The sequence below is a fragment of the Streptomyces sp. NPDC012825 genome, from assembly GCF_042900925.1.
Lineage (GTDB): Bacteria > Actinomycetota > Actinomycetes > Streptomycetales > Streptomycetaceae > Streptomyces.
In genome coordinates, this window is record NZ_JBIBBZ010000001.1 from 1,104,803 (window position 1) to 1,127,088 (window position 22,286).

Here is a 22,286-nt window from a genome sequence, read left to right on the forward strand (position 1 = left end):
CCCGGCCCTCCCGCGACCTCGGTGAAGCACGGTGAGACGGCCGGAAAACGATTGGATTCCCTTCGCGTCCCCTTGGACGTTCACCACCGCGCCCCCGCCGGGTCTTCTCGCCGTCACTCCGTCTCACTACCGTCCCCGACGAACCACCCAATGGCTCGAAGGAGAACCATTGGCCGTCGACTGGAGGTCGGTCTTGTCGTCCGAGATGTCCCGCAGAAGGCTCCTCGCACTGGGCGGCGGCGCCCTCGGCACCGCCGCGGCCGGATCGCTGCTGCCGCCGTCCCTGCAGGCCGCGATGGCCGCGGAGCCCCACTCCGGGGGGTTGTCGGCGGTCCGGCACGTGGTGATCCTGATGCAGGAGAACCGTTCCTTCGACCACTACTTCGGCACCCTCCGCGGGGTCCGCGGATTCGGCGACCGCAATGCCATTGAGCTCCCCTCCGGCAGGCCGGTCTTCGAACAGCCCGCCGGAGCCGCCAAGACCGTCCTCCCCTTCCCGATCCGGGACGCCGCCGAGACGCAGAAGAAGGACCTCCAGTACATCGGCGACCTCGACCATTCCTGGGGCGGCGGCGCCAAGGCCTGGCACGGCGGCTGGATGGACGGCTGGGTTTCGGCCAAGACCGCCGCCACCATGGCGTACTACGACCGCCGTGACATCCCCCTGCACTACGAGCTGGCGGACACCTTCACCGTCTGCGACGCCTACCACTCGTCGATCCACACCTCGACGAGCCCCAACCGCAACCACCTCTGGTCCGGCTGGACCGGTCACGAGGCCGACGGCAGCCGGGCCGTCAGCAACGCCGCCTACGCCGAGGCCACCCACCCCGGCTACGGCTGGTCCACCTACGCCGAGCGGCTCGAAGCCGCCGGGCGGAGCTGGAAGACGTACACCGAGTGGGAGAACTTCACCGACAACAACATCGAGTTCTTCACCACCTTCAAGAAGATCGCCCGCAAGGCGCTCGCCCGCACCGGTGGCCACACCTTCATGGAGTCCTTCTACGCCGCCGTGCGCGGCACGAAGGACCCCGCCGAGCGGACCCGGCTCCTGGGCCTGCTCGACGAGGGCGTCGCGGAGCTCACGAAGCCCGAGCGCTCCCTCTTCGAGCGCGGCCTCCGCCGCGTCGAGAGCGGCACCCTCGCCGACGCCTTCCGCGCCGACGTCGCCGCCGGCACCCTGCCCGAGGTCTCGTACCTCGTGCCCTCCGCGATCGACTCCGAGCACCCCGGCTCCTCCTCCCCGATCGCCTCCGCCACCCTCGTCTACAAGGTGCTCGACGCCCTCGGTTCCCACCCGGACGTCTGGCGCCACACCGTCGTCCTGATCAACTACGACGAGAACGACGGCTTCTTCGACCACGTCCCGCCGCCCGTCCCGCCCGCCGACGACACGGACGAGCGCTGGAAGGGGCAGCCCACCGGCCTCGGCATCCGCGTCCCGCTGCTGGTCGTCTCGCCCTGGTCGGTCGGCGGCTACGTCTGCTCCGAGACCTTCGACCACACCTCCGTGATCCGCTTCCTGGAGAGGCTCACCGGCGTCCGCGAGCCCAACATCACCCCCTGGCGCCGGACCGTCACCGGCGACCTCACCTCCGCCTTCGACTTCCGCCGGGGCCGCAGGCAGCCCGAGGTCGAGCAGCCGGGACCGGTCCCGCCGTTCACCGGCCGCTGGCGGCCCCAGCCCCCGGCCGTGCAGCGGATGCCCGTCCAGGAGCCCGGCGTCCGCCCCGCCCGCCCCCTGCCCTACCAGCCGGACGCCGCCGCCACCGTCCGCGCCGGCGCCGTCACGGTCGCGCTGAGCAACCGGGGGAAGGCGAGCGCGCACTTCGCCCTCTACCCGTACGCGGGCGAGTTCGACGTCCCGCAGCACCGGGACGTCAGGGGTACGGGGGAGTGGACCGTCCCCGTCCCCGGCGACCGCTACCGCTTCACGATCACCGGTCCCAACGGCTTCCGGCGCGAGTTCGAGGGCCCCGCGACGGGCGGCGCCGAGCTGGCCACCCGGATCGACCACCACGACCGCGACCTGCACCTCACCGTACGGAACACCGGCCGCGCTCCCGTCTCCTTCACCGTCCGGCCGCTGGGGTACGTGGACGAGGACGACCTCGCGGACTGGACCCGCACCGTCACCGTGAGACCCGGGAAGACCCGTACCGTCGTCCACTCCGCCGCCGACGCGCACGGCTGGTACGACGTCGAGGTGACCGCCCCCGGAGGCTTCCGCCGCCGGCTCATGGGCCACGTCGAGAACGGCCGCGCCAGCGTCTCCGGCTGAGCGCGGAGGACGGGCCGGGGCGCGGGCGGGGACGTCCTCGCGCCCCGGTGAACCACACCCGTGTGACCATCGACACGAAAGGGACAAACGATCACGTTTGGCTGCGAGAGTGGGCGCACATAGGTCATGCGTTCTTTATCGGGCCTTTCCCGGGAAAGATCCACGAACCACCCAGGGAGCACGTCCTTTGGCAGCCATCGCCCGATGGTGCATCAGGCACCGCCTCGTCGCCGTCCTCCTCTGGCTCCTCGCCCTCGGCGGGACCGGCACCGGGGCGGTCCTCGCGGGGAACGCGTACTCCAACGACTACGAGGTCCCCGGCACCGAGTCCGGCCGTGCCACCGTCCTCCTCGAACGGGGCTTCCACGGCCTCGGCGGCGACGAGGACACCATCGTCTGGCACACCGAACGGGGCGGCGTCCGCGCCGACGCCGTCCAGGAGCGCATGACCGGCGTGCTCCGCGAGGTCGAGCGGCTGCCCGGTGTCGCCGCCGTCACCTCCCCCTACGGAGACACGGCGGGACGGATCAGCGAGGACGGCCGCACCGCCTACGCCACCGTCACCTTCGCCGAGCAGGCCGACGACATCCCCGAGGGGCAGGCCGAGGCCCTCGTCGACACCGCCAGGGCCGCCGCGACCGACGACCTCCAGGTCGAGCTGGGCGGCACCGCCGTCGCCCTCACCGAGGCCCCCGGCGGGCACGTCGCCGAGGCCGTCGGCGTCGCCGTCGCGGCCGTCGTCCTCTTCCTCGCCTTCGGCTCGCTCGCCGCCTCCGCGCTCCCCATCGCCACCGCCCTCGTCAGCGTCGGCATCGCGTACTCCGGGATCGTGCTCCTCGGGCACGTGATGACGGTCGCCGACTTCGCCCCCATGCTCGGCATGCTCGTCGGCCTCGGCGTCGGCATCGACTACGCGCTCTTCATCGTCACCCGGCACCGCAGGGGCCTCAAACGCGGCCTGTCCGTCGCCGAGGCCGCCGAGGCCGCCGTCGCCACCACCGGCCGCGCCGTCGTCTTCGCCGGGGCCACCGTCTGCATCGCCCTGCTCGGCATGCTGATCCTGCGGCTGGGCTTCCTCAACGGCGTCGCCGTCGCCGCCTCCCTCACCGTCGTCCTCACGGTCGCCGCCTCCGTCACCCTCCTCCCGGCGCTGCTCTCCCTGATCGGCCGGCGCGCCCTGTCCCGGCGCGAGCGCCGCGCCCTCGCCGAGCACGGGCCGCGACCCGAGCTCCCCACCGGCTTCGCCGCCCGCTGGTCCGCCTTCGTCGAGCGCCACCCCAAGCTCCTCGGGGCCGTCGCCGCCGTCGTCATGGCGGTCCTGGCGCTGCCCACCCTCTCGCTCCACCTCGGCACCTCCGACCAGGGCAACAACCCGGCCACCGCGACCACGCGCAAGGCCTACGACCTGCTCGCCGACGGCTTCGGGCCCGGCGTCAACGGCCCCCTCACCCTCGTCGCCGGACTCGACGGAGCCGACGACCGGGTCGCCCTCGACCGGCTCCCGGCCGCGCTCTCCGCCACCAAGGGCGTCGCGGGCGTCTCCCCGGTCGCGTACAACAGCTCCGGCGACACCGCCGTCCTCACCGTCGTCCCCGACTCCTCGCCACAGTCGAAGGCCACCAGCGAGCTGGTCGACCGGCTGCGCCAGGACGTCCTGCCGAGGGCCGAGGCGGGCACCTCCCTCGACGTGAACGTGGGCGGCGTCACCGCCTCGTACGACGACTTCGCCGAGATCATCGTCGGCAAGCTGCCGCTCTTCGTCGGCGTCGTCATCGCCCTCGGCTGCCTGCTCCTCCTGCTCGCCTTCCGCTCCATCGGCATCCCGCTCAAGGCCGCCGTCATGAACGTCATGGCCGTCGCCGGGGCCTTCGGCGTCGTCGTCGCGGTCTTCCAGTGGGGCTGGGGGAGCGAACTCCTCGGCCTCGGCAGCGCCGGGCCGATCGAGCCCTTCCTCCCCGTGATCATGGTCTCCGTCCTCTTCGGACTCTCCATGGACTACCAGGTCTTCCTGGTCAGCCGGATGTACGAGGAGTGGCTGGAGACCGGCGACAACCGGCGGGCGGTCCGGATCGGCCTCGCCGAGACCAGCCGCGTGATCAACTCCGCCGCCGTCATCATGATCTCCGTCTTCCTGGCGTTCGTGCTCTCCGGCGACCGGGTCGTCGCGATGTTCGGCATCGCGCTCGCCGCCGCCGTCGCCCTCGACGCCTTCGTCCTGCGCACCCTCCTGGTCCCCGCCCTCATGCACCTGCTCGGCGGCGCGAACTGGTGGCTGCCGAAGGGTCTCGACCGCCTGCTGCCCCGGATCAGCATCGAACCCCCGGAGTGCCGGACCGCGGCCGACGCGCGTGCGAAGATCCCCGCACAGTGCCCGACGGTCCCGACCACGGAGGAGAACGAGGATGTTCGCGATACCACTGGGTGACGACGGCGCCGAGCTGCGGCCCCTGGAGCCCTGGCGGGCCGAGGAGTTCCTGGCCCACATGGACCGGGGCCGGGAGTACATCGGGCGGCACATCGGCCTCCCGGACGTCGTCACGGACCTCGACTCCGCCCGCGCCTTCCTCCGCTCGTACGCGGAGAAGACCGCGAACGACACGGGCCGGATCCACGGCATCTGGACCGGGGGCACCCTCGTCGGCGGCGTCATGTTCCGGACCATGGACGTGGCGCAGGGCACCGCCGAGGCGGGCTGCTGGCTGGAACCGTCCGCCGCCGGGAAGGGCCTGGTCACCCGGGCCTGCCGGATCATCATCGACTGGGCGGTCGAGGAGCGCGGCATCCACCGCGTCGAGTGGTACGCCTCCACGGAGAACGGGCCCAGCGTCGCCGTCGCCCGCCGCCTCGGGATGACGAAGGAGGGCGTCCTGCGCGAGAACTACCCGCGCCGGGGCTTCCGCACGAGCACGGAGCTCTGGTCGGTCCTGGCCCCGGAGTGGCGCGCGGCGAAGAAGGAACGGACGGGGGAGTAGCCCGGGGCCGGCGCGTTAAGACCGCTCTCATGCGGGCCCCCTAGCGTGCGCGGCATGGACATCGAGACGACCGAGAAGACCGGGCCCGCCGAGCGGACGGAGCCCACCGGGCAGGACGGGCAGGACGGCGGGGCGGCGAAGGCCACGACCACCGGGGACCGCGACGGAGACCGTGACGGGGACCCCGACGGGCGGCACCTCTCCGACGACCTCGACGCGGACCTCGACGACGAGGCCGCCCCCACCGGTACGGGCACCGGCGTCGGCGCCGGTGCCGCCGCCGTCGTCTCCGCCGCCCTCGGCGCCGTCGCGCTCACCGGCACCTGGGCCGGCAGGGTCGTCTCCGAGCGCGAGACGCTCGTCGGGCAGATCAAGACCTCCGGCTCCGGCACCCCCACCCAGCAGATCAGCGAGATCTACGGCGACGCCTGGCACAGCACCGCCCTGGTCAACGGCGTCTTCGCCCTGATCGCCCTGATCGTCGCCGTCGCCGTGCTCGTCCTTCCCCGGCGCCCCGCCCTGGTCCGCGCGGTCGCCGTCGCCGGCGCCGTCCTGGGCGGCCTCGGCCTGCTCCTGTCGGCCGGCACCTACTTCGACCTGTTCCTGAGCCTCCCGACCGCCGGTTCCTGAGCCGGCCCCGGGCGCCGTCCCCCCCGGCCGGTCGTCGTGACCGCCCCGGGCGGCCGGACCCGGGGCGGGCGTGTGATCATCGGCGCGTCGCGTTCCTTCGCCCGCGAGGTGATCCTCTTGACGAAGGTGGCACTGCGTCCCTACGCACTGTTGCCCCGGCAGTACGACGAACGGAAGGTGCCGGCCGCCACGATCGATCCGCGCGGCCGGGCCCTCTGGCTGATCTGTCCTCGCCTTCCCGAACGGCGACCTCGTCGGACGCCACGCCCGCCCCGTCTGCCGGGGCCCGAACGCCTTCCTGCACACCCGCCGCACCCTGCGGCAGTGGTGGGTGCTGACCTCGCGCCGGCTCTGCACCCCGTGCGGCAGCGGCGACGTACGGCACCCGCCGGCCCACCCCGTCGTCCCGGGTGCTCTCTAAGGACCCCCGCGTCCCGAACATAGGGCACTCGCCCGATGCGGCCGGCCCCCCTGCGAGACGACCGTGGAGGCGTCGCGAGAAGCGACGCCGATACCGGACCCACCCAGGGAGCCCCCGATGTTCGAGTACGAGATCGACCGCATGAACCACGCCCAGCTCGTCCGCGAGGCCGCCGCCCGGCGCCTGACCCACGAGGCCGCCGCCTCCACCGGCCGGGAGCCGCGCCGCTCCGGCCGCCGGAGCGGGGGCCAGGACACGCACCGGGACGCGGAGGGCCCGGCGGACGGCGACGGCCCCGGCCGCTTCGTCCGGGCCGCGTGACCCCGCACGATGCCCGTCCCCCGTACCGCCCCCGTCCCCGCCACCCGTACCGTCCTCGTCCCCCGTACGAGCGCTTCCCGAGGCGCCTGTGCGATGCTCGGCTCCGTGGAGACCAGGTCCGTCAGCCCCGTCTTCGTCGGCCGGGCCGGCGAACTCACCGTCCTCGCCGAGGCGCTCTCCCGCGCGGCCGCGGGAGAGCCCCAGGCCCTGCTCATCGGCGGTGAGGCGGGCGTCGGGAAGACCCGGCTCATCGAGGAGTTCACCGGCACCGCCTGCGAGCGGGGCGCCGTCGTCGCCCTCGGCGGCTGCGTCGAGCTCGGCGCCGACGGACTGCCCTTCGCCCCCTTCTCCACCGCCCTGCGCGCGCTCCGCCGCCGCCTCCCCGACGAGCTGACCGCCGCCGCCGACGGCCAGCACGGCGAACTCGCCCGGCTGCTGCCCGAACTGGGCGACCCCGGCGGCCACGATCCCGCCGACGAGGACTCCACCGCCCGCCTCTTCGAACTGACCGTACGGCTCCTGGAACGGCTCGCCGCCGACCGCACGATCGTGCTCGTCCTGGAGGACCTGCACTGGGCCGACACCTCCACCCGCCATCTGCTCACCTACCTCCTGCGCACCCTCCGGCGCGGCCGGATCGTGGTCGTCGCCAGCTACCGCGCCGACGACATCCACCGCCGCCACCCGCTGCGCCCCCTCCTCGCCGAACTCGACCGGCTCCGCACCATCCGCCGCATCGAACTCCCCCGCTTCACCCGCACCGAGGTGCACCGCCAGCTCACCGGCATCCTCGCCGCCGAACCCGCCCCCGGCCTCGTCGAGGAGGTCTTCGAACGCTCCGACGGCAACGCCTTCTTCGTCGAGGAACTCGTCGTCTCCCACGAGGCCGGCTGCGCCCCGGGACGGCTCGGCGACTCCCTGCGCGACCTCCTCCTGGTCCGGGTCGAGGCCCTCCCCGAGGACGCCCAGCGGATCGTCAGGCTCGCCGCCGAGGGCGGCTCCACCGTCGAGTACGGCCTGCTCGCCGCCGTCGCCCGGCTCGCCGAGGACGAACTCATCGAGGCGCTGCGGGCCGCCGTCGGCGCCAACATCCTGCTCGCCGTGCCCGACGGCGACGGCTACCGCTTCCGGCACTCCCTCGTCCGCGAGGCCGTCAGCGACGACCTGCTGCCCGGCGAACGCTCCCGCCTCAACCGCCGCTACGCCGAGGCCCTGCAGGCCGACCCGACGCTCGTCCGGGCCGACGAGCGCGCCGCCCGGCTCGCCACGTACTGGTACCACGCCCACGACCCGGCCAAGGCCCTGCCCGCCGTCCTGCGCGCCTCCGTCGCCACCCGCAAGCGCCACGCCTACGCCGAGCAGCTCCGGCTCCTCGAACGGGCCATGGAACTCTGGGACGAGGCCCCCGCCGAGGTCCGGGCCGCGCTGCGTCCCATCGACTACGCCGACGCCTACCCGCCCTGCGGCTGCGACCCCGCGACCACCCCCCTGCGCTACCTCGACCTGCTCGCCGAGGCCGCCGTCGCCGCCCGGCTCAGCGGCGAACGCGAACGCGCCCTCAAGATCGGCAGGACGGCGCTGCGGATCCTCGGCGGCGAGGAGGAGAACGACCCCCTGCGCGCCGCCTGGTTCTGGACCGAGAAGGCCCGCCTCCAGTCCAACCTCGGCCGGGGCGACGGCCGCGAGGAGATCGCCCGCGCCCAGGAACTCGTCAAGGGCCTGCCGCCCTCCGCCGTCCACGCCGTCGTCCTCGTCGGCGCCGCCGGCTGGGGCATGCTCCGCGACCCCGGCCCCGAGGCCCTCGCCGCCGCCGAACGCGCCGTCGAGTACGCCCGTCTCGTCAAGGCCGAGTCGATCGAGCTCAACGCCCGGCTCACCCTCGGCACCATCATGGTCGCGGCCGGCGACGTGGAGACCGGCCTCGCCGAGATGCACGAGGTACGCGAACGGACCACCGCCCTCGGCCAGTTCACCGAGGCCACGCGCGCCCACATCAACATCTCCTCCTCCCTGGAGTTCCTCGGCCGCTCCCACGAGGCCGTCGAGACCGCCGAGGCGGGCCTCCGCCTCGCCCGCGGGTACGGGCTCGTCGACAGCATCGGCTGGGTCGAGGGCAACAGGGCCGAGTCCCTCTTCTCCCTGGGCCGGTGGGACGAGGCCCGGGAGGCCGCCGAGCGGCTGCTGCGCTCGGCGAGCAGCACCAAGCCCCGGGGCTCCGCCGCCCTCTGCCTCGCCCGGCTCGCCGCCGCCCGGGGCGAACGGGACGCCGCCGCCCGCCACCTCGCCGACGCCCGCGCCCTCTACGGCACCCGCGACCCGATCCCGCAGTACACCCTGCCCATGGCCCAGGTCGCGATCACCGTGGCCGCCGCCGAGGGCCGCGTCGCCGACGTCCGGGCCGAGCTCGCCGCCGCCGAGCGGGGCGGCTTCCCGCCCGGCACCCACCGCTACGGCTGGCCGCTCGTCCTCACCGCCGTCGCCGCCGAGGCCGACAGCCGGGGGCTGCCCGCCGCCGACGAGGGCCGCGCCGAGGCCCTCGCCCTGGTCCGCCGCTGCCTGCGCGCCCTGGCCGCCCCGGTCCCCGTCTGGGCCGCGCACTCCCTGCACGCCTCCCAGGAGCTGGCGCGCGCCGAGGGCCGCGAGACCGCCGCCCGCTGGGCCGAGGTCGTCGCCGCCTACGAGCCGCTGGACCGCCCCGCCCAGCTGGCCCGCGCCCGCTACCGGCTCGCCGACGCCCTGCTCGTCGAGGGCGGCCGGCGCGAGGAGGCCGCAGCCCTGCTGCGCGAGGTCCGCGCCACCGCCGACCTCCTCGGCGCCCGCCCGCTCCGCGAGGACGCGGACCTCCTCGCCGCCCGCGCCCGGCTCTCCCTCGCGCCCGAGGAGGAGCCCCCGGCACCGGCGGAGTCCGGGGACGACGCCTTCGGCCTGACCCGCCGCGAACAGGACGTGCTGCGCCTGGTCGCGGCCGGCCGCACCAACCGCCAGATCGCCGAGGAGCTGTTCATCTCACCCAAGACGGCCAGCGTCCACGTCTCCCACATCCTCGCCAAGCTAGGAGTCGCCGGCCGCGGCGAGGCCGCCGCCCTGGCCCACCGCCTGCACCTGCTCGACGTCCCGCTCTGACGCGGCGCCCGCGTCGAGGTCGTCCTCCGCGCGGGGGACCCGTATCGTCACCCGTCCCGACCGCAGGCCTATCGGCCCGCGCCCCGGATCCGCGTCCCCCTGGTCCTCCCGGGTCAGGGACAGCCGCTGCCGCTCGTCCTCCGCGTGCCTGCGCCCCGGCGCGAACACCTCCGCCATCGGACCGAACACGGTCACCGCCTCCCTCACCCCACCCGGACGCGGAGGATCCTGTCGTCGCCGGGCCCGGGCGTGCCCCGGGTGTCGGTCTCGCTGGTCACCAGCCACAGCCGGTCGCCGCCCGTCGCGAGCACGGTCCGCAGCCGGCCGTGGTCGCCCCGGAGGAACGCCTCGGGCTCCCCGGAACGTTCCGCGCCGGCGAGCGGGACCCGCCACAGCCGCTCGCCCCGGAGCCCGGCCATCCAGATCGCACCCTTCGCGTACGCGATCCCGCTGGGGGAGGCCTCCGAGGTCGGCCACTGGGCCACCGGGTCCGTGAAGCCCTTCCGCCCGGCCCTCCCCTCGGCCTCCGGCCAGCCGTAGTTCCGCCCGGCCGCGATCAGGTTCAGCTCGTCCCAGGTGTTCTGGCCGAACTCGGCCGCCCACAGGCGCCCGTCCGCGTCCCAGGCGAGCCCCTGCACGTTCCGGTGGCCGTACGAGTACACGACCGAGTCCGGGAAGGGGTTGCCGGGCGCCGGGCGGCCCTCCGGCGTCATCCGCAGGACCTTCCCGCCCAGCGACCCCCGGTCCTGCGCCAGACCGGTCCGGCCGGTCTCGCCCGTCCCCGCGTACAGCATCCCGTCGGGGCCGAACGCGATCCGCCCGCCGTTGTGCGTGAACCCCTTGGGGATGCCGGTCAGGACCGGCTCCGGCGGGCCGAGCCGGTCGCCGGCCCCGCCCCCGTACGCCATGCGCACGATCCGGTTGTCCGAGGCCGCCGTCAGGTACGCGTACACCCGGCCGTCCCGGAAGGCGAGGCCGAGCAGACCGCCCTCGCCGCCCGGCACGACCCCCGGCACCTCGCCGAGCGGCGTCCTCGCGCCGGTCCGCCCGTCGATCCGGGTGATCGTCCGCTCGTCCCGCGAGGAGACGAGCAGGTCCCCGCCGGGCAGCTCCGCGAGCCCCCAGGGCGACTTCAGGCCCTCGGCCAGCGTCCCCGCCACGGTCACCCCGGCGGCGGCCGGGGCCGGGGCGGAGGGGGAGGCGGGCGCGGAGGCCGACGACGGCGGGGCCGCTCCCGGGCGCTCCCGCGCGCTCCCCGAGGAAGGGCTCCCCGGGGAGGCGTCCTCCGAGGAACAGCCCGCCGCCAGGACCAGCGCGGCGGCGCCTCCCAGGGCCTTCAGGACGACAGGACGTTTCATGGCGCGCTCCCCTTCGGAGGGTCCGGCGGGCTCGACGGGTCGAACGGCACCCCTCCCCCTGAGAACACCTCCCGGCCCGGCGGGGTTCCCGCCGGGACGTCCGGCTCCGGTCCCCCCGGCCCTGGCCCCTGTCCCGGCTCCGGTCCGCCCGGCCCCTCCCCGGGCCGCTCAGTCCCAGGACCCCCGGGGCGCCGGGAGCGACGCGATCTCCGTCAGGTCCTCCGCCGTCAGCCGCAGCGAGGCCGCCGCCGCGTTCTCCACCGCCCAGTGCTCCCGCTTCGTCCCCGGGACCGGCACGACGTGCCGCCCCCGGCCGAGCACCCACGCCAGGGCCACCTGCGCCGGGGTGACGTCCGCCCCGTGCCGCGCGGCCACCCGCCGCAGGCCCGCCACGAGCGGCTGGTTCGCCGCCATCATCTCCGCCGTGAACCGGGGGTGCCGGGCCCGCGGGTCGTCCGGCTCGAAACCGCCGCCCGGCGTCAGCGTCCCGGTCAGGAAGCCGCTGCCCAGCGGCATCGCCGCCAGGAAGCCGACGCCCCGGGCCGCGCACCAGGGCAGCAGCCGCGCCAGCGCCTCCTGCGACCACACCGACAGCTCGGCCTCCACCGCCGCCACCGGGAAGACCTGCTGGATCCGCTCCAGCTGCCGGATCGTTCCCTCATGGGCGTCGCGGCCCGCGCCCCGGCGTCCCGACCGGGCGCCGACGGCGCAGAGCCCGAGCGCCCGCACCTTGCCCGCCGACACCAGCCCGGCCATCGCGCCCCAGGTCTCCTCGACCGGCACCTCGGGATCCGCCCGGTGCAACTGGTACAGGTCGATGACGTCGGTCTGGAGCCGCCGCAGCGAGGCGTCGCAGGCCCGGCGCACGTATCCCGGGCGCCCGTTGGCCACCACGTGCTGGTCGCCGACGAGCAGCCCGCACTTCGTGGAGACGAAGGCGTCGGCCCGGCGCTCCTTCAACACCCGCCCCACCAGAAGCTCGTTGGTGAACGGGCCGTACATGTCGGCGGTGTCGAGCAGGCTCACCCCGGCGTCGAGGGCCGCGTGCACGGTCCGCAGCGAACGGTCCCCGCGCTGCTGCGAACGGCTGTACGCCCAGTTCATCGGCATGCACCCCAGGCCGATCGCACCCACGTCGAGCGCCGTCGCCCCGATAGTCCTGCGCTCCACCTGCCGGTACCCCTCCCTGTGCCGCCCCCCAAAGTAACCAATGGGGCGGGGGATTCTTCGCATAGCCTCCCGGACATGAGATGCGAAGACACGACCGCTGACGTGTGGCTTCCGATTCCCGCGGACGAGATCGAGGATCTCCCCGAGCCGGGCGGGTCGGGCCTGAACTACCTTTTCTGGGACGGCGGACCGGAGTTCCCGGCCGATCCCGCGCACTGCGCCTTCTACGTCGTCCCGTACATGAAGGGCTCGGAGATCGCCGTCCGGCCGCTGGCCGGGATGACCTCGGTGCGGGTCGTGCAGACCCTCTCCGCGGGCATCGACCACGTTACTCCCGGCATCGGGTCGCTGCGGCCCGGCGTCGCCCTGTGCAACGCCAAGGGCGTGCACGAGGCCAGCACCGCCGAGCTCGCGCTCGCCCTGATCCTGGCCTCGCTGCGCGGTGTCCCCGGGTTCGTGCGCGGCCAGGACGCCGAGGAGTGGCGGGCCGGCTTCTACCCGGCGCTCGCCGACAAGTCCGTCCTGATCGTCGGGTACGGCTCGATCGGCGCCGCCGTCGAGGACCGGCTCGCGCCCTTCGAATGCGCGCGGGTGGTGCGCGTCGCGCGCTCCGCCCGCACCACGGAGCGCGGCCCGGTCCACGCCCTGGCCGACCTGCCGGCGCTCCTCCCGGAGGCGGACGTCGTGGTCCTCTCCACGCCGCTCACGCCCGCCACCAGGCATCTCGCCGACGCCGGGTTCCTCGCGCGGATGAAGGACGGGGCGCTCCTCGTGAACATCGCCCGGGGTCCCGTCGTCGACACGAACGCCCTGCTCAAGGAGGTCGAGAGCGGCAGGATCACGGCGGCGCTCGACGTCACGGACCCGGAACCGCTGCCGGCCGGGCATCCTTTGTGGCACGCTCACGGTGTCCTGATCAGTCCCCATGTGGGCGGTTCCACCTCCGCCTTCATGCCGAGGGCGAAACGGCTGATCGCGGGGCAGCTGCGGCGGTTCGCGGCGGGAGAGGACCTGGCCAACGTCCTCCTCACCACCGGCTGAGCCGCGCCCGCGCGCCGCGGCCGCCCGGCGCACGCCCGGCGCGCGCGGGCACAAGTCCCCTGCTCGTCACGGAGAGTACTGCGACCCTGTCCCTGTGTGACCAACCTGGTGTATCGTCCCGGAGCGGGGGACTGCGTCGAGTACGGGCTGACGCCGGGGAGCGAAGTGACGGGACATCAGATTCCGAGGGGGGCGACGGGTGGAGCACGGCCCGAGGACCGACGATCCGGCGCGGCGGCACCGCCGTCCGCCGGCCTTCCGTGGCTCGCCGCCGGCCTCGTGTGCTCGGTGCCGGACCAGGCCGTGCCGCCCCGCGCACCGGGCCGCGCGGGGCCGCCCGGCCCCGGCGGGCGCGCGGTGGCCGGCGGCGTCGCGCCCCCGGGCCGCGGCACCGCTCCCGGCCCCCACGACTGCGACGGGCACGCCCCCGGGAGTGCCGACGAGCCGCCCGCCCGGCCGCACGACGCGGCCGCGTGCGGGGGCCCGGCGCCGGAGGGCCCGGTGAGCGCCCCGGGGGCCGTCCTCGTGCGCCGCCCCGCCGGCGACGCGGACCCGGGGCCCCCGCCCCCCGACCGCCCCGGCGCCGGGGGGATCCTCGCCCAGATCGCCCTGGGACTCCTCTGCGCGGGCTACACGACCGGCGCCTCCCTCGGCTGGGGGTCGCCGGAACTGGCGCTCTTCATGGGCGACTTCGGACTGAGCGCCGCCGCCCTCATCGCCGCGGTCTCCTGCTACCTCTACGCCAGGACCCACCGCGGCGGCGCCCGCCCCGCCTGGCTGCTGTTCGCCTTCTCCTCGCTCATGGCCGCCGCGGGGAACGCCGTGTGGGGCTGGTACGAGGTCGTCCTGCGCACCGAGGTGCCGGACTTCTCCTTCGCCAACCTCTTCTTCCTGCTCTTCGCGCCGCCCGCCGTCGTCGGCCTCCTCGTCCTGGCCAAGAAACCCGCCAACCGGGCCGGCTGGGTCTGCCTGGCCCTGGACACCTGGCTCATCGGCGGCTCCCTGCTCACCCTCTCCTGGAGCCTGGCCCTCGCCCGCACCGCCCACGTCGAGGGCGAGTCCGTCGCCCGGGCCGCGCTCTCCCTCGCGTACCCCCTGCTCGACATCGTCCTCGTCAGCATGGTGCTCGTCCTGCACTTCCGGCGCTCGCAGGCCAACCGCTCCGCGACCAACACCGCGATCGCCGCCCTCGCGCTCACCGTCCTGTGCGACGCCCTGTTCACCTCGCCGCTGCTCCGCGAGAACTACGCCTCGGGCCAGCTCCTCGACGCCGGCTGGTTCGCCGGCTCCCTGCTGCTCGCCTACGCGCCCTGGGGGGTCCGCCGGCCCCCGGACGGTACGGCCGCCGCGCGCGGCCAGGGGCTCCACAGCCGCCCGATCGCCGGCTCGCTCGCCGCCCTCACCCCGTACCTCGCCGCCGCCGTCTGCACCCTCGGCATCCTCTACAACGTGGTCGAGGGGCGCCGGGTCGACCGCGTCGTCGTCCTCACCGGCTGCGCGGTGGTGCTCGCCCTCGTCGTACGGCAGGGCATCATGCTCCTCGACAACATCGCCCTCACCCACGAACTGGCCCACAAGGAGAACCACTTCAGGTCGCTCGTGCAGGGCTCCAGCGACGTCATCATGATCGCCGCGCCCAACGGCAGGCTCCACTACGTCAGCCCGGCCGCCTCCGGGGTGTACGGGCGGGACGCCGACGAGCTCGTCGGCACCGAGCTCGCCGCCCTCATCCATCCCGACGACCTCGGCGCCGTCGTGCACGAGGTGCGGCGGTTCCTGGCCGCCTCGCCCGCCGAGGAGCCCACCACCCGGATCGAGTGCCGCTTCCGCTCCGGCCACGGGGGCGGCTGGCTCAACGTCGAGTCGACCGTCAACCGCCACCAGGGCGGCCTGATCTTCAACAGCCGGGACGTCACCGAACGCGTCCGCCTCCAGGCCCAGCTCCAGCACAACGCCGAGCACGATCCGCTCACCGACCTGCCCAACCGGGCCCTCTTCACCCGGCGGGTCCGGCAGGCCCTCGGCGGCCGCCGCGCCTCCGACCCCGGCACCGCCGTGCTCTTCATCGACCTCGACGGCTTCAAGGCGGTCAACGACCGCCTCGGCCACCAGGCCGGCGACGACCTCCTCGTCCAGGCCGCCCGCCGCCTCCACGACTCCGTACGGACCGGGGACACCGCCGCCCGGCTCGGCGGCGACGAGTTCGCCGCCCTCATCCTCGGCGACGGCGGCCGCGACCGCACGGCCCGCCGCGACCAGGTCCAGGAGATCGCCGACCGGCTCCGGCTCACGCTCTCCCGGCCGTACCGCCTGGACGGCGGCCAGGAGGTGCGGGTCGCCGCCTCCATCGGCGTCGCCTTCGCCGAGCCCGGCACCGACGCCGGCGACCTGCTGCGCAACGCCGACCTCGCCATGTACCGGGCCAAGGCCGCCGGCAAGAACCGCGTCGAGCTCTACGCCCCCCAGATGCAGGCCGAGGTCGTCCGGCGGACGGAGCTGGCGGCCCGACTGCGCACCGCCCTCCACGACGGCGAGTTCGCCCTGCTCCACCAGCCGGTCGTCGACCTCTCCACCGGCCGGATCGCCGCCGTCAGCGCCCAGGCCCGCTGGCGCTCCGCCCAGGGGATCCTCTTCACCCCCGCCGAGTACCTCCGCGTCACCGACGAGGGCGAGCGCACCGCCGAGTTCGGCCGCTGGCTGCTCGAAGAGGCCGTGGAGCAGGCCGCCGAGCGGGCGGGAATCGGCCATCGCACCCCCGTCGCCGTCCGGCTCTCCGCCCGCCGCCTCCTGGACCGCTCGCTGCCGCTCGGCTCCGTCGAGGCCCTGCTCACCCGGCACGGCCTCCCGTCCGGCTCGCTGATCGTCGAGCTCGCCGACAGCGACCCCCGGATCCCGCTCGACGAACTGGAACAGCGCCTGGCCGCCCTGCGCCGGCTCGGGGTGCGGATCGCGCTCGACGGCTTCGGCGGCGGACACGTGACGGTCGACGCGCTGCGGCGGCTCCCCGCCGACATACTGAAGCTGGACCGGGGGCTCGTCGAGGGCGTCGTGGAGTCCGCCCGGCTCCGCAAGATCACCCGCGGCGTGCTCCGCCTCGCCGGCGACCTGGGCATGCGGACCGTCGCCGACGGCGTGGACGTCCCGGAGCAGGTCGTCGCCCTGCGCGCCATGGGCTGCACCCACGCCCAGGGCACGGCCTTCTCGGGCCCGCTGGACGAGTACCGGCTGCGCAGGGCCCTGGTCCGGGACGAGTACCCGCTGCCCGGAACGGTCCCGGTGCAGGTCGGAAACCGACCCCCGATCGGCTCGAATAGTGAGACGCCCGTCCCACCCACTTGACAGTGAAGCGGGCTGAGGGAGAGGGTCAATGCCATGCGCACCCGAATTCTCGTACTTGGACAGCGCGTCGGCTGAAGCAGGGCCACCGTAGGCCCGGCTTAGAACGCACCCGACGCGCTCCCCTCGCTTGCCTCACGGCACGAGGGGTTTTTTGTTGCACCGGCTCACTTTGAAACCGCAGCAAAACCTCGTAAAACACCTCGCAAAAACCCTCGCACCAACCCTCTGCTTCGAGAAGAGATGCTGATGACCGAGCAGGCCACCGGGCACCATCCGCAGCCGCGGCCCCGCAACGGCGCGACGACCTCCCCCGTCGAGCACGTCACGGGCGCGCAGTCCCTCATCCGTTCTCTCGAAGAGGTGGGCGCGGACACCATCTTCGGTCTCCCCGGTGGCTGCATCCTCCCGGCCTACGACCCGCTGATGGACTCGCGGAAGGTGCGCCACATCCTGGTCCGCCACGAGCAGGGCGCGGGCCACGCCGCCACCGGCTACGCCCAGGCGACCGGCAAGGTCGGCGTCTGCATGGTGACCAGCGGTCCCGGCGCGACCAACCTGGTCACCCCGATCGCCGACGCGCACATGGACTCCGTCCCGCTCGTCGCGATCACCGGCCAGGTCGCCTCCAAGGCCATCGGCACGGACGCCTTCCAGGAGGCGGACATCTGCGGCATCACGATGCCGATCACCAAGCACAACTTCCTGGTCACCAAGGCCGAGGACATCCCGCGGACGATCGCCGAGGCCTTCCACATCGCCTCCACCGGCCGCCCCGGCCCGGTCCTGGTCGACATCGCCAAGGACGCCCTCCAGGCCAAGACCACCTTCAGCTGGCCGCCGCAGACCGACCTGCCCGGCTACCGCCCGGTCACCAAGCCGCACGCCAAGCAGATCCGCGAGGCCGCCAAGCTGATCACCGCCGCCAAGCGGCCCGTCCTGTACGTCGGCGGCGGCGTCATCAAGTCCGGCGCGACCGCCGAGCTGAAGATCCTCGCCGAGCTCACCGGCGCCCCGGTCACCACCACCCTGATGGCCCTCGGCGCCTTCCCCGACAGCCACCCGCTGCACGTGGGGATGCCGGGCATGCACGGTTCGGTCACCGCCGTCACCGCGCTGCAGAAGGCCGACCTGATCGTCGCCCTCGGCGCCCGCTTCGACGACCGCGTCACCGGCAAGCTCGACAGCTTCGCCCCGTACGCCAAGATCGTCCACGCGGACATCGACCCGGCCGAGATCGGCAAGAACCGCGCCGCCGACGTCCCGATCGTCGGCGACGCCCGCGAGGTCGTCGCCGACCTGGTCCAGGCCGTCCAGGCCGAGCACAGCGAGGGCAACACGGGCGACTACAGCGCCTGGTGGAGCGACCTGAACCGCTGGCGCGAGACCTACCCGCTCGGCTACGACCTGCCGGAGGACGGCAGCCTCTCGCCGCAGCAGGTCATCCAGCGCATCGGACAGCTCGCCCCCGACGACACGATCTTCACCGCGGGCGTCGGCCAGCACCAGATGTGGGCCGCCCACTTCATCGACTACGAGCAGCCGGCCACCTGGCTGAACTCCGGCGGCGCCGGCACGATGGGCTACGCGGTCCCCGCCGCGATGGGCGCCAAGGCCGGCATGCCCGACCGTCCCGTCTGGGCGATCGACGGCGACGGCTGCTTCCAGATGACCAACCAGGAACTCACCACCTGCGCCCTGAACAACATCCCGATCAAGGTCGCCATCATCAACAACGGCGCCCTCGGGATGGTCCGCCAGTGGCAGACCCTCTTCTACAACCAGCGCTACTCCAACACCGTCCTGCACTCCGGCCCGGACGAGCTGAAGGCGAACAGGGGCACCCGCGTCCCCGACTTCGTCAAGCTCTCCGAGGCCATGGGCTGCGTCGCCCTGCGCTGCGAGGACCCGGCCGACCTGGACAAGGTCATCGCCGAGGCCAACGCCATCAACGACCGCCCGGTCGTCGTCGACTTCATCGTCCACGAGGACGCCCAGGTCTGGCCGATGGTCGCCGCCGGCACCTCCAACGACGAGGTCATGGCCGCCCGGGGCGTCCGCCCCGACTTCGGCGACGGCGAAGACGACTGAAGTACGAAGAGCGACAGCGAAAAGGAAGAGACCCCGACATGTCCACCAAGCACACGCTCTCCGTCCTCGTCGAGAACACGCCCGGCATCCTCGCCCGGATCGCCGCCCTGTTCTCCCGTCGCGGCTTCAACATCGACTCGCTCGCCGTCGGCGTCACCGAGCACCCCGACATCTCCCGCATCACCATCGTGGTCAACGTCGAGGGCCTGCCCCTGGAGCAGGTGACCAAGCAGCTCAACAAGCTGGTCAACGTCCTGAAGATCGTCGAACTCGAGCCCAGCGCCGCGATCCAGCGCGAGCTCGTCCTGGTGAAGGTCCGCGCCGACAACGAGACCCGCTCCCAGATCGTCGAGATCGTCCAGCTGTTCCGCGCCAAGACCGTGGACGTCTCGCCCGAGGCCGTCACCATCGAGGCCACCGGTTCGAGTGACAAGCTGGACGCCATGCTCAAGATGCTGGAGCAGTTCGGCGTCAAGGAGCTCGTCCAGTCCGGCACGATCGCCATAGGGCGTGGCGCCCGGTCCATCACGGACCGGTCCCTGCGGTCCCTCGACCGCTCCGCCTGAGCCCTCGTCCGTTCCGCCTGACGAGACCGCACGACCTCCCTTCCCCCGCCCGCCGTACGGTGGGACGCAACACCAGCACACCAAGGAGAATCCCAGTGGCCGAGCTGTTCTACGACGCCGACGCCGACCTGTCCATCATCCAGGGCCGCAAGGTCGCGGTGATCGGTTACGGCAGCCAGGGGCACGCCCACGCGCTGTCGCTCCGTGACTCGGGCGTCGACGTCCGCGTCGGTCTCCACGAGGGCTCCAAGTCCAAGGCCAAGGCCGAGGAGCAGGGCCTGCGCGTGGTCACGCCCGCCGAGGCCGCCACCGAGGCCGACGTCATCATGATCCTCATCCCGGACCCGATCCAGGCCCAGGTCTACGAGGAGTCCATCGCCCCGAACCTGAACGACGGCGACGCCCTCTTCTTCGCGCACGGCTTCAACGTCCGCTTCGGCTTCATCAAGCCCCCGGCCGGCGTCGACGTCGCCCTGGTCGCCCCGAAGGGCCCGGGCCACCTGGTCCGCCGCCAGTACGAGGAGGGCCGCGGCGTCCCCGCGATCGCCGCCGTCGAGCAGGACGCGACCGGCAACGCCTTCGCCCTGGCGCTCTCGTACGCCAAGGCCATCGGCGGCACCCGCGCCGGCGTCATCAAGACCACCTTCACCGAGGAGACCGAGACCGACCTCTTCGGCGAGCAGGCCGTCCTCTGCGGCGGTGCCTCGGCGCTGGTCAAGGCCGGCTTCGAGACCCTGGTCGAGGCCGGCTACCAGCCGGAGATCGCCTACTTCGAGTGCCTGCACGAGCTGAAGCTCATCGTCGACCTCATGTACGAGGGCGGCCTGGAGAAGATGCGCTGGTCCGTCTCCGAGACCGCCGAGTGGGGCGACTACGTCACCGGCCCCCGCATCATCACCGACGCCACCAAGGCCGAGATGAAGAAGGTCCTCACCGACATCCAGGACGGCACCTTCGCCAAGAACTGGATGGACGAGTACCACGGCGGCCTGAAGAAGTACAACGAGTACAAGACCCAGGACGAGCAGCACCTCCTGGAGACCACCGGCAAGGAGCTGCGCAAGCTCATGAGCTGGGTGAACGACGAGGAGGCGTAAGCCTTCGGGGGCGGGGCCGGACGTACTGTCCGGCCCCGTTCCGCATCGTTGGACACGCCGTCCAACACGGACGGGTGATCCTTCCAACGAGGCGCACGAACGGCGCCGACGCACCACTACACTTCTGAACAACATACGCGTCAGGCCCACAGCGTCGTGCGCTTTCACGCGGCAAGCCCCCTCCACCGCCTGCGGCCGTCGGGACGGCCGTCCGCACTGGACCTGTGAGGACTCACGTGAGCTCGAAACCTGTCGTACTCATCGCTGAAGAGCTGTCGCCCGCCACCGTCGACGCGCTGGGCCCGGACTTCGAGATCCGGCACTGCAACGGCGCCGACCGCGCCGAGCTGATCCCCGCCATCGCGGACGTGGACGCGATCCTGGTCCGTTCCGCCACCAAGGTCGACGCCGAGGCCATCGCCGCCGCGCAGAAGCTGCGCGTGGTCGCCCGCGCCGGAGTCGGCCTGGACAACGTCGACGTCTCCGCCGCCACCAAGGCCGGCGTGATGGTCGTCAACGCCCCGACGTCGAACATCGTCACCGCTGCCGAGCTCGCGTGCGGTCTGCTCGTCGCCACCGCGCGCAACATCCCGCAGGCCAACACGGCGCTGAAGAACGGCGAGTGGAAGCGCTCCAAGTACACCGGCGTCGAGCTGAGCGAGAAGACCCTCGGCGTCGTCGGCCTCGGCCGCATCGGCGTCCTGGTCGCCCAGCGCATGTCCGCCTTCGGCATGAAGATCGTCGCGTACGACCCCTACGTGCAGCCGGCCCGCGCCGCCCAGATGGGGGTGAAGCTGCTGACCCTGGACGAGCTCCTGGAGGTCGCGGACTTCATCACCGTCCACCTGCCGAAGACCCCGGAGACCCTCGGTCTCATCGGCGACGAGGCGCTGCACAAGGTCAAGCCCTCCGTCCGCATCGTCAACGCCGCGCGCGGCGGGATCGTGGACGAGGAGGCGCTGTACTCGGCGCTCAAGGAGGGCCGGGTCGCCGGCGCGGGCCTCGACGTGTACGCCAAGGAGCCCTGCACGGACTCCCCGCTCTTCGAGCTCGACCAGGTCGTCTGCACCCCGCACCTCGGCGCCTCCACGGACGAGGCCCAGGAGAAGGCCGGCATCGCCGTCGCCCGCTCGGTGCGCCTGGCGCTCGCCGGCGAGCTGGTCCCGGACGCGGTCAACGTCCAGGGCGGCGTCATCGCCGAGGACGTCAAGCCCGGTCTGCCGCTGGCCGAGAAGCTCGGCCGGATCTTCACCGCCCTCGCGGGCGAGGTCGCGGCCCGGCTCGACGTCGAGGTCTACGGCGAGATCACCCAGCACGACGTGAAGGTGCTCGAACTCTCCGCGCTCAAGGGCGTGTTCGAGGACGTGGTCGACGAGACCGTGTCGTACGTCAACGCCCCGCTGTTCGCGCAGGAGCGCGGTGTCGAGGTGCGCCTGACCACCAGCTCCGAGTCGCCCGACCACCGCAACGTGGTCACCGTGCGCGGCACCCTCGGCAGCGGCGAGGAGGTCTCGGTCTCCGGCACCCTGGCCGGCCCCAAGCACCTCCAGAAGATCGTCGCCGTCGGCGAGTACGACGTGGACCTGGCGCTCGCCGACCACATGGTCGTCCTGCGCTACGAGGACCGCCCGGGCGTCGTCGGCACGGTCGGCCGCATCCTCGGCGAGGCCGGTCTGAACATCGCCGGCATGCAGGTCTCCCGCGCGGAGGAGGGCGGCGAGGCGCTCGTCGTGCTCACCGTGGACGACACCGTCCCGCCGGCGGTCCTCTCGGAGATCTCGGCGGAGATCGGCGCCAACTCGGCCCGCTCGGTCAACCTGATCTGACGCACGGCCCCCGCACCACCCCGTACCCGGCCGCTGGACGACCGTCCAGC

The 22,286-nt window shown here is 73.4% G+C and carries 15 protein-coding genes; 12 read left to right on the forward strand and 3 right to left on the reverse strand.

The annotated features are described in order from the left end of the window. Positions 1-205: 205 nt before the first annotated feature. The 6 genes from ACFY7E_RS05300 to ACFY7E_RS05325 all read left to right on the forward strand — a co-directional run bounded on the left by ACFY7E_RS05300 (position 206) and on the right by ACFY7E_RS05325 (position 9,751). Positions 206-2,284 (forward strand): phosphocholine-specific phospholipase C, encoded by a 2,079-nt coding sequence (locus tag ACFY7E_RS05300; RefSeq protein ID WP_389480907.1) that lies wholly within the window; start codon positions 206-208, stop codon positions 2,282-2,284. A 187-nt stretch (positions 2,285-2,471) separates the two neighbouring features. Continuing rightward, entirely contained in the window at positions 2,472-4,709 is a 2,238-nt protein-coding gene (locus ACFY7E_RS05305; protein ID WP_389480909.1) for an MMPL family transporter, read from the forward strand. Then, positions 4,687-5,256: a GNAT family N-acetyltransferase gene (locus tag ACFY7E_RS05310; RefSeq protein ID WP_389480911.1), complete on the forward strand. Its 570-nt coding sequence runs from the start codon at positions 4,687-4,689 to the stop codon at positions 5,254-5,256. The genes ACFY7E_RS05305 and ACFY7E_RS05310 overlap by 23 nt, the downstream gene beginning before the upstream one ends. 54 nt (positions 5,257-5,310) lie before the next feature. Beyond that, the gene (locus ACFY7E_RS05315) at positions 5,311-5,886 is read left to right on the forward strand and encodes a hypothetical protein (RefSeq protein WP_389480913.1); all 576 of its coding nucleotides are present in this window, start codon (positions 5,311-5,313) and stop codon (positions 5,884-5,886) included. A gap of 538 nt (positions 5,887-6,424) precedes the next feature. Further along, the gene (locus ACFY7E_RS05320; RefSeq protein WP_389480916.1) at positions 6,425-6,628 is read left to right on the forward strand and encodes a hypothetical protein; all 204 of its coding nucleotides are present in this window, start codon (positions 6,425-6,427) and stop codon (positions 6,626-6,628) included. Between the two features lie 93 nt (positions 6,629-6,721). Next, complete coding sequence (locus tag ACFY7E_RS05325; protein ID WP_389481066.1) at positions 6,722-9,751, forward strand: AAA family ATPase; 3,030 nt, start codon at positions 6,722-6,724, stop codon at positions 9,749-9,751. Here the strand turns inward: ACFY7E_RS05325 and ACFY7E_RS05330 are convergent. From ACFY7E_RS05330 to ACFY7E_RS05340, 3 genes are all read right to left on the reverse strand, one after another. Then, on the reverse strand, positions 9,680-9,946 hold the full coding sequence (locus ACFY7E_RS05330; protein WP_389480917.1) for a DUF6191 domain-containing protein: 267 nt from the start codon (positions 9,944-9,946) through the stop codon (positions 9,680-9,682). The two genes, ACFY7E_RS05325 and ACFY7E_RS05330, sit on opposite strands and share 72 nt — an antisense overlap. 8 nt (positions 9,947-9,954) lie before the next feature. Then, positions 9,955-11,109, reverse strand: coding sequence for a PQQ-dependent sugar dehydrogenase (locus ACFY7E_RS05335; RefSeq protein WP_389480919.1), 1,155 nt, complete (start codon positions 11,107-11,109; stop codon positions 9,955-9,957). Between the two features lie 168 nt (positions 11,110-11,277). Beyond that, positions 11,278-12,279, reverse strand: a complete 1,002-nt coding sequence (locus ACFY7E_RS05340; protein ID WP_389480921.1) for an aldo/keto reductase — start codon at positions 12,277-12,279, stop codon at positions 11,278-11,280. A gap of 75 nt (positions 12,280-12,354) precedes the next feature. Between ACFY7E_RS05340 and ACFY7E_RS05345 the strand changes: the two genes are divergently transcribed. From ACFY7E_RS05345 to serA, 6 genes are all read left to right on the forward strand, one after another. Then, complete coding sequence (locus ACFY7E_RS05345) at positions 12,355-13,320, forward strand: 2-hydroxyacid dehydrogenase (protein ID WP_389480923.1); 966 nt, start codon at positions 12,355-12,357, stop codon at positions 13,318-13,320. A 501-nt stretch (positions 13,321-13,821) separates the two neighbouring features. Beyond that, positions 13,822-16,659, forward strand: coding sequence for a putative bifunctional diguanylate cyclase/phosphodiesterase (locus ACFY7E_RS05350; protein WP_389481068.1), 2,838 nt, complete (start codon positions 13,822-13,824; stop codon positions 16,657-16,659). 240 nt (positions 16,660-16,899) lie between these two features. Then, positions 16,900-18,747: an acetolactate synthase large subunit gene (locus ACFY7E_RS05355; protein WP_389480926.1), complete on the forward strand. Its 1,848-nt coding sequence runs from the start codon at positions 16,900-16,902 to the stop codon at positions 18,745-18,747. A 38-nt stretch (positions 18,748-18,785) separates the two neighbouring features. Then, positions 18,786-19,313 carry an acetolactate synthase small subunit gene (ilvN, locus tag ACFY7E_RS05360; RefSeq protein ID WP_125663775.1) on the forward strand — a complete coding sequence of 176 codons (528 nt, stop codon included), beginning with the start codon at positions 18,786-18,788 and terminating at the stop codon, positions 19,311-19,313. A gap of 95 nt (positions 19,314-19,408) precedes the next feature. Then, positions 19,409-20,410: a ketol-acid reductoisomerase gene (ilvC, locus tag ACFY7E_RS05365; RefSeq protein ID WP_389480929.1), complete on the forward strand. Its 1,002-nt coding sequence runs from the start codon at positions 19,409-19,411 to the stop codon at positions 20,408-20,410. Between the two features lie 236 nt (positions 20,411-20,646). Continuing rightward, positions 20,647-22,236: a phosphoglycerate dehydrogenase gene (gene serA, locus ACFY7E_RS05370; protein WP_389480932.1), complete on the forward strand. Its 1,590-nt coding sequence runs from the start codon at positions 20,647-20,649 to the stop codon at positions 22,234-22,236. Positions 22,237-22,286: the final 50 nt, after the last annotated feature.

Coding starts and splice junctions, on each gene's coding strand:
- ACFY7E_RS05300 (WP_389480907.1), top strand. CDS start 206: ATGTCCCGCAGAAGGCTCCTCGCACTGGGCGGCGGCGCCCTCGGCACC.
- ACFY7E_RS05310 (WP_389480911.1), top strand. CDS start 4,687: ATGTTCGCGATACCACTGGGTGACGACGGCGCCGAGCTGCGGCCCCTG.
- ACFY7E_RS05315 (WP_389480913.1), top strand. CDS start 5,311: ATGGACATCGAGACGACCGAGAAGACCGGGCCCGCCGAGCGGACGGAG.
- ACFY7E_RS05320 (WP_389480916.1), top strand. CDS start 6,425: ATGTTCGAGTACGAGATCGACCGCATGAACCACGCCCAGCTCGTCCGC.
- ACFY7E_RS05325 (WP_389481066.1), top strand. CDS start 6,722: ATGCTCGGCTCCGTGGAGACCAGGTCCGTCAGCCCCGTCTTCGTCGGC.
- ACFY7E_RS05335 (WP_389480919.1), bottom strand. CDS start 11,109: ATGAAACGTCCTGTCGTCCTGAAGGCCCTGGGAGGCGCCGCCGCGCTG.
- ACFY7E_RS05345 (WP_389480923.1), top strand. CDS start 12,355: ATGAGATGCGAAGACACGACCGCTGACGTGTGGCTTCCGATTCCCGCG.
- ACFY7E_RS05355 (WP_389480926.1), top strand. CDS start 16,900: ATGCTGATGACCGAGCAGGCCACCGGGCACCATCCGCAGCCGCGGCCC.
- ilvN (WP_125663775.1), top strand. CDS start 18,786: ATGTCCACCAAGCACACGCTCTCCGTCCTCGTCGAGAACACGCCCGGC.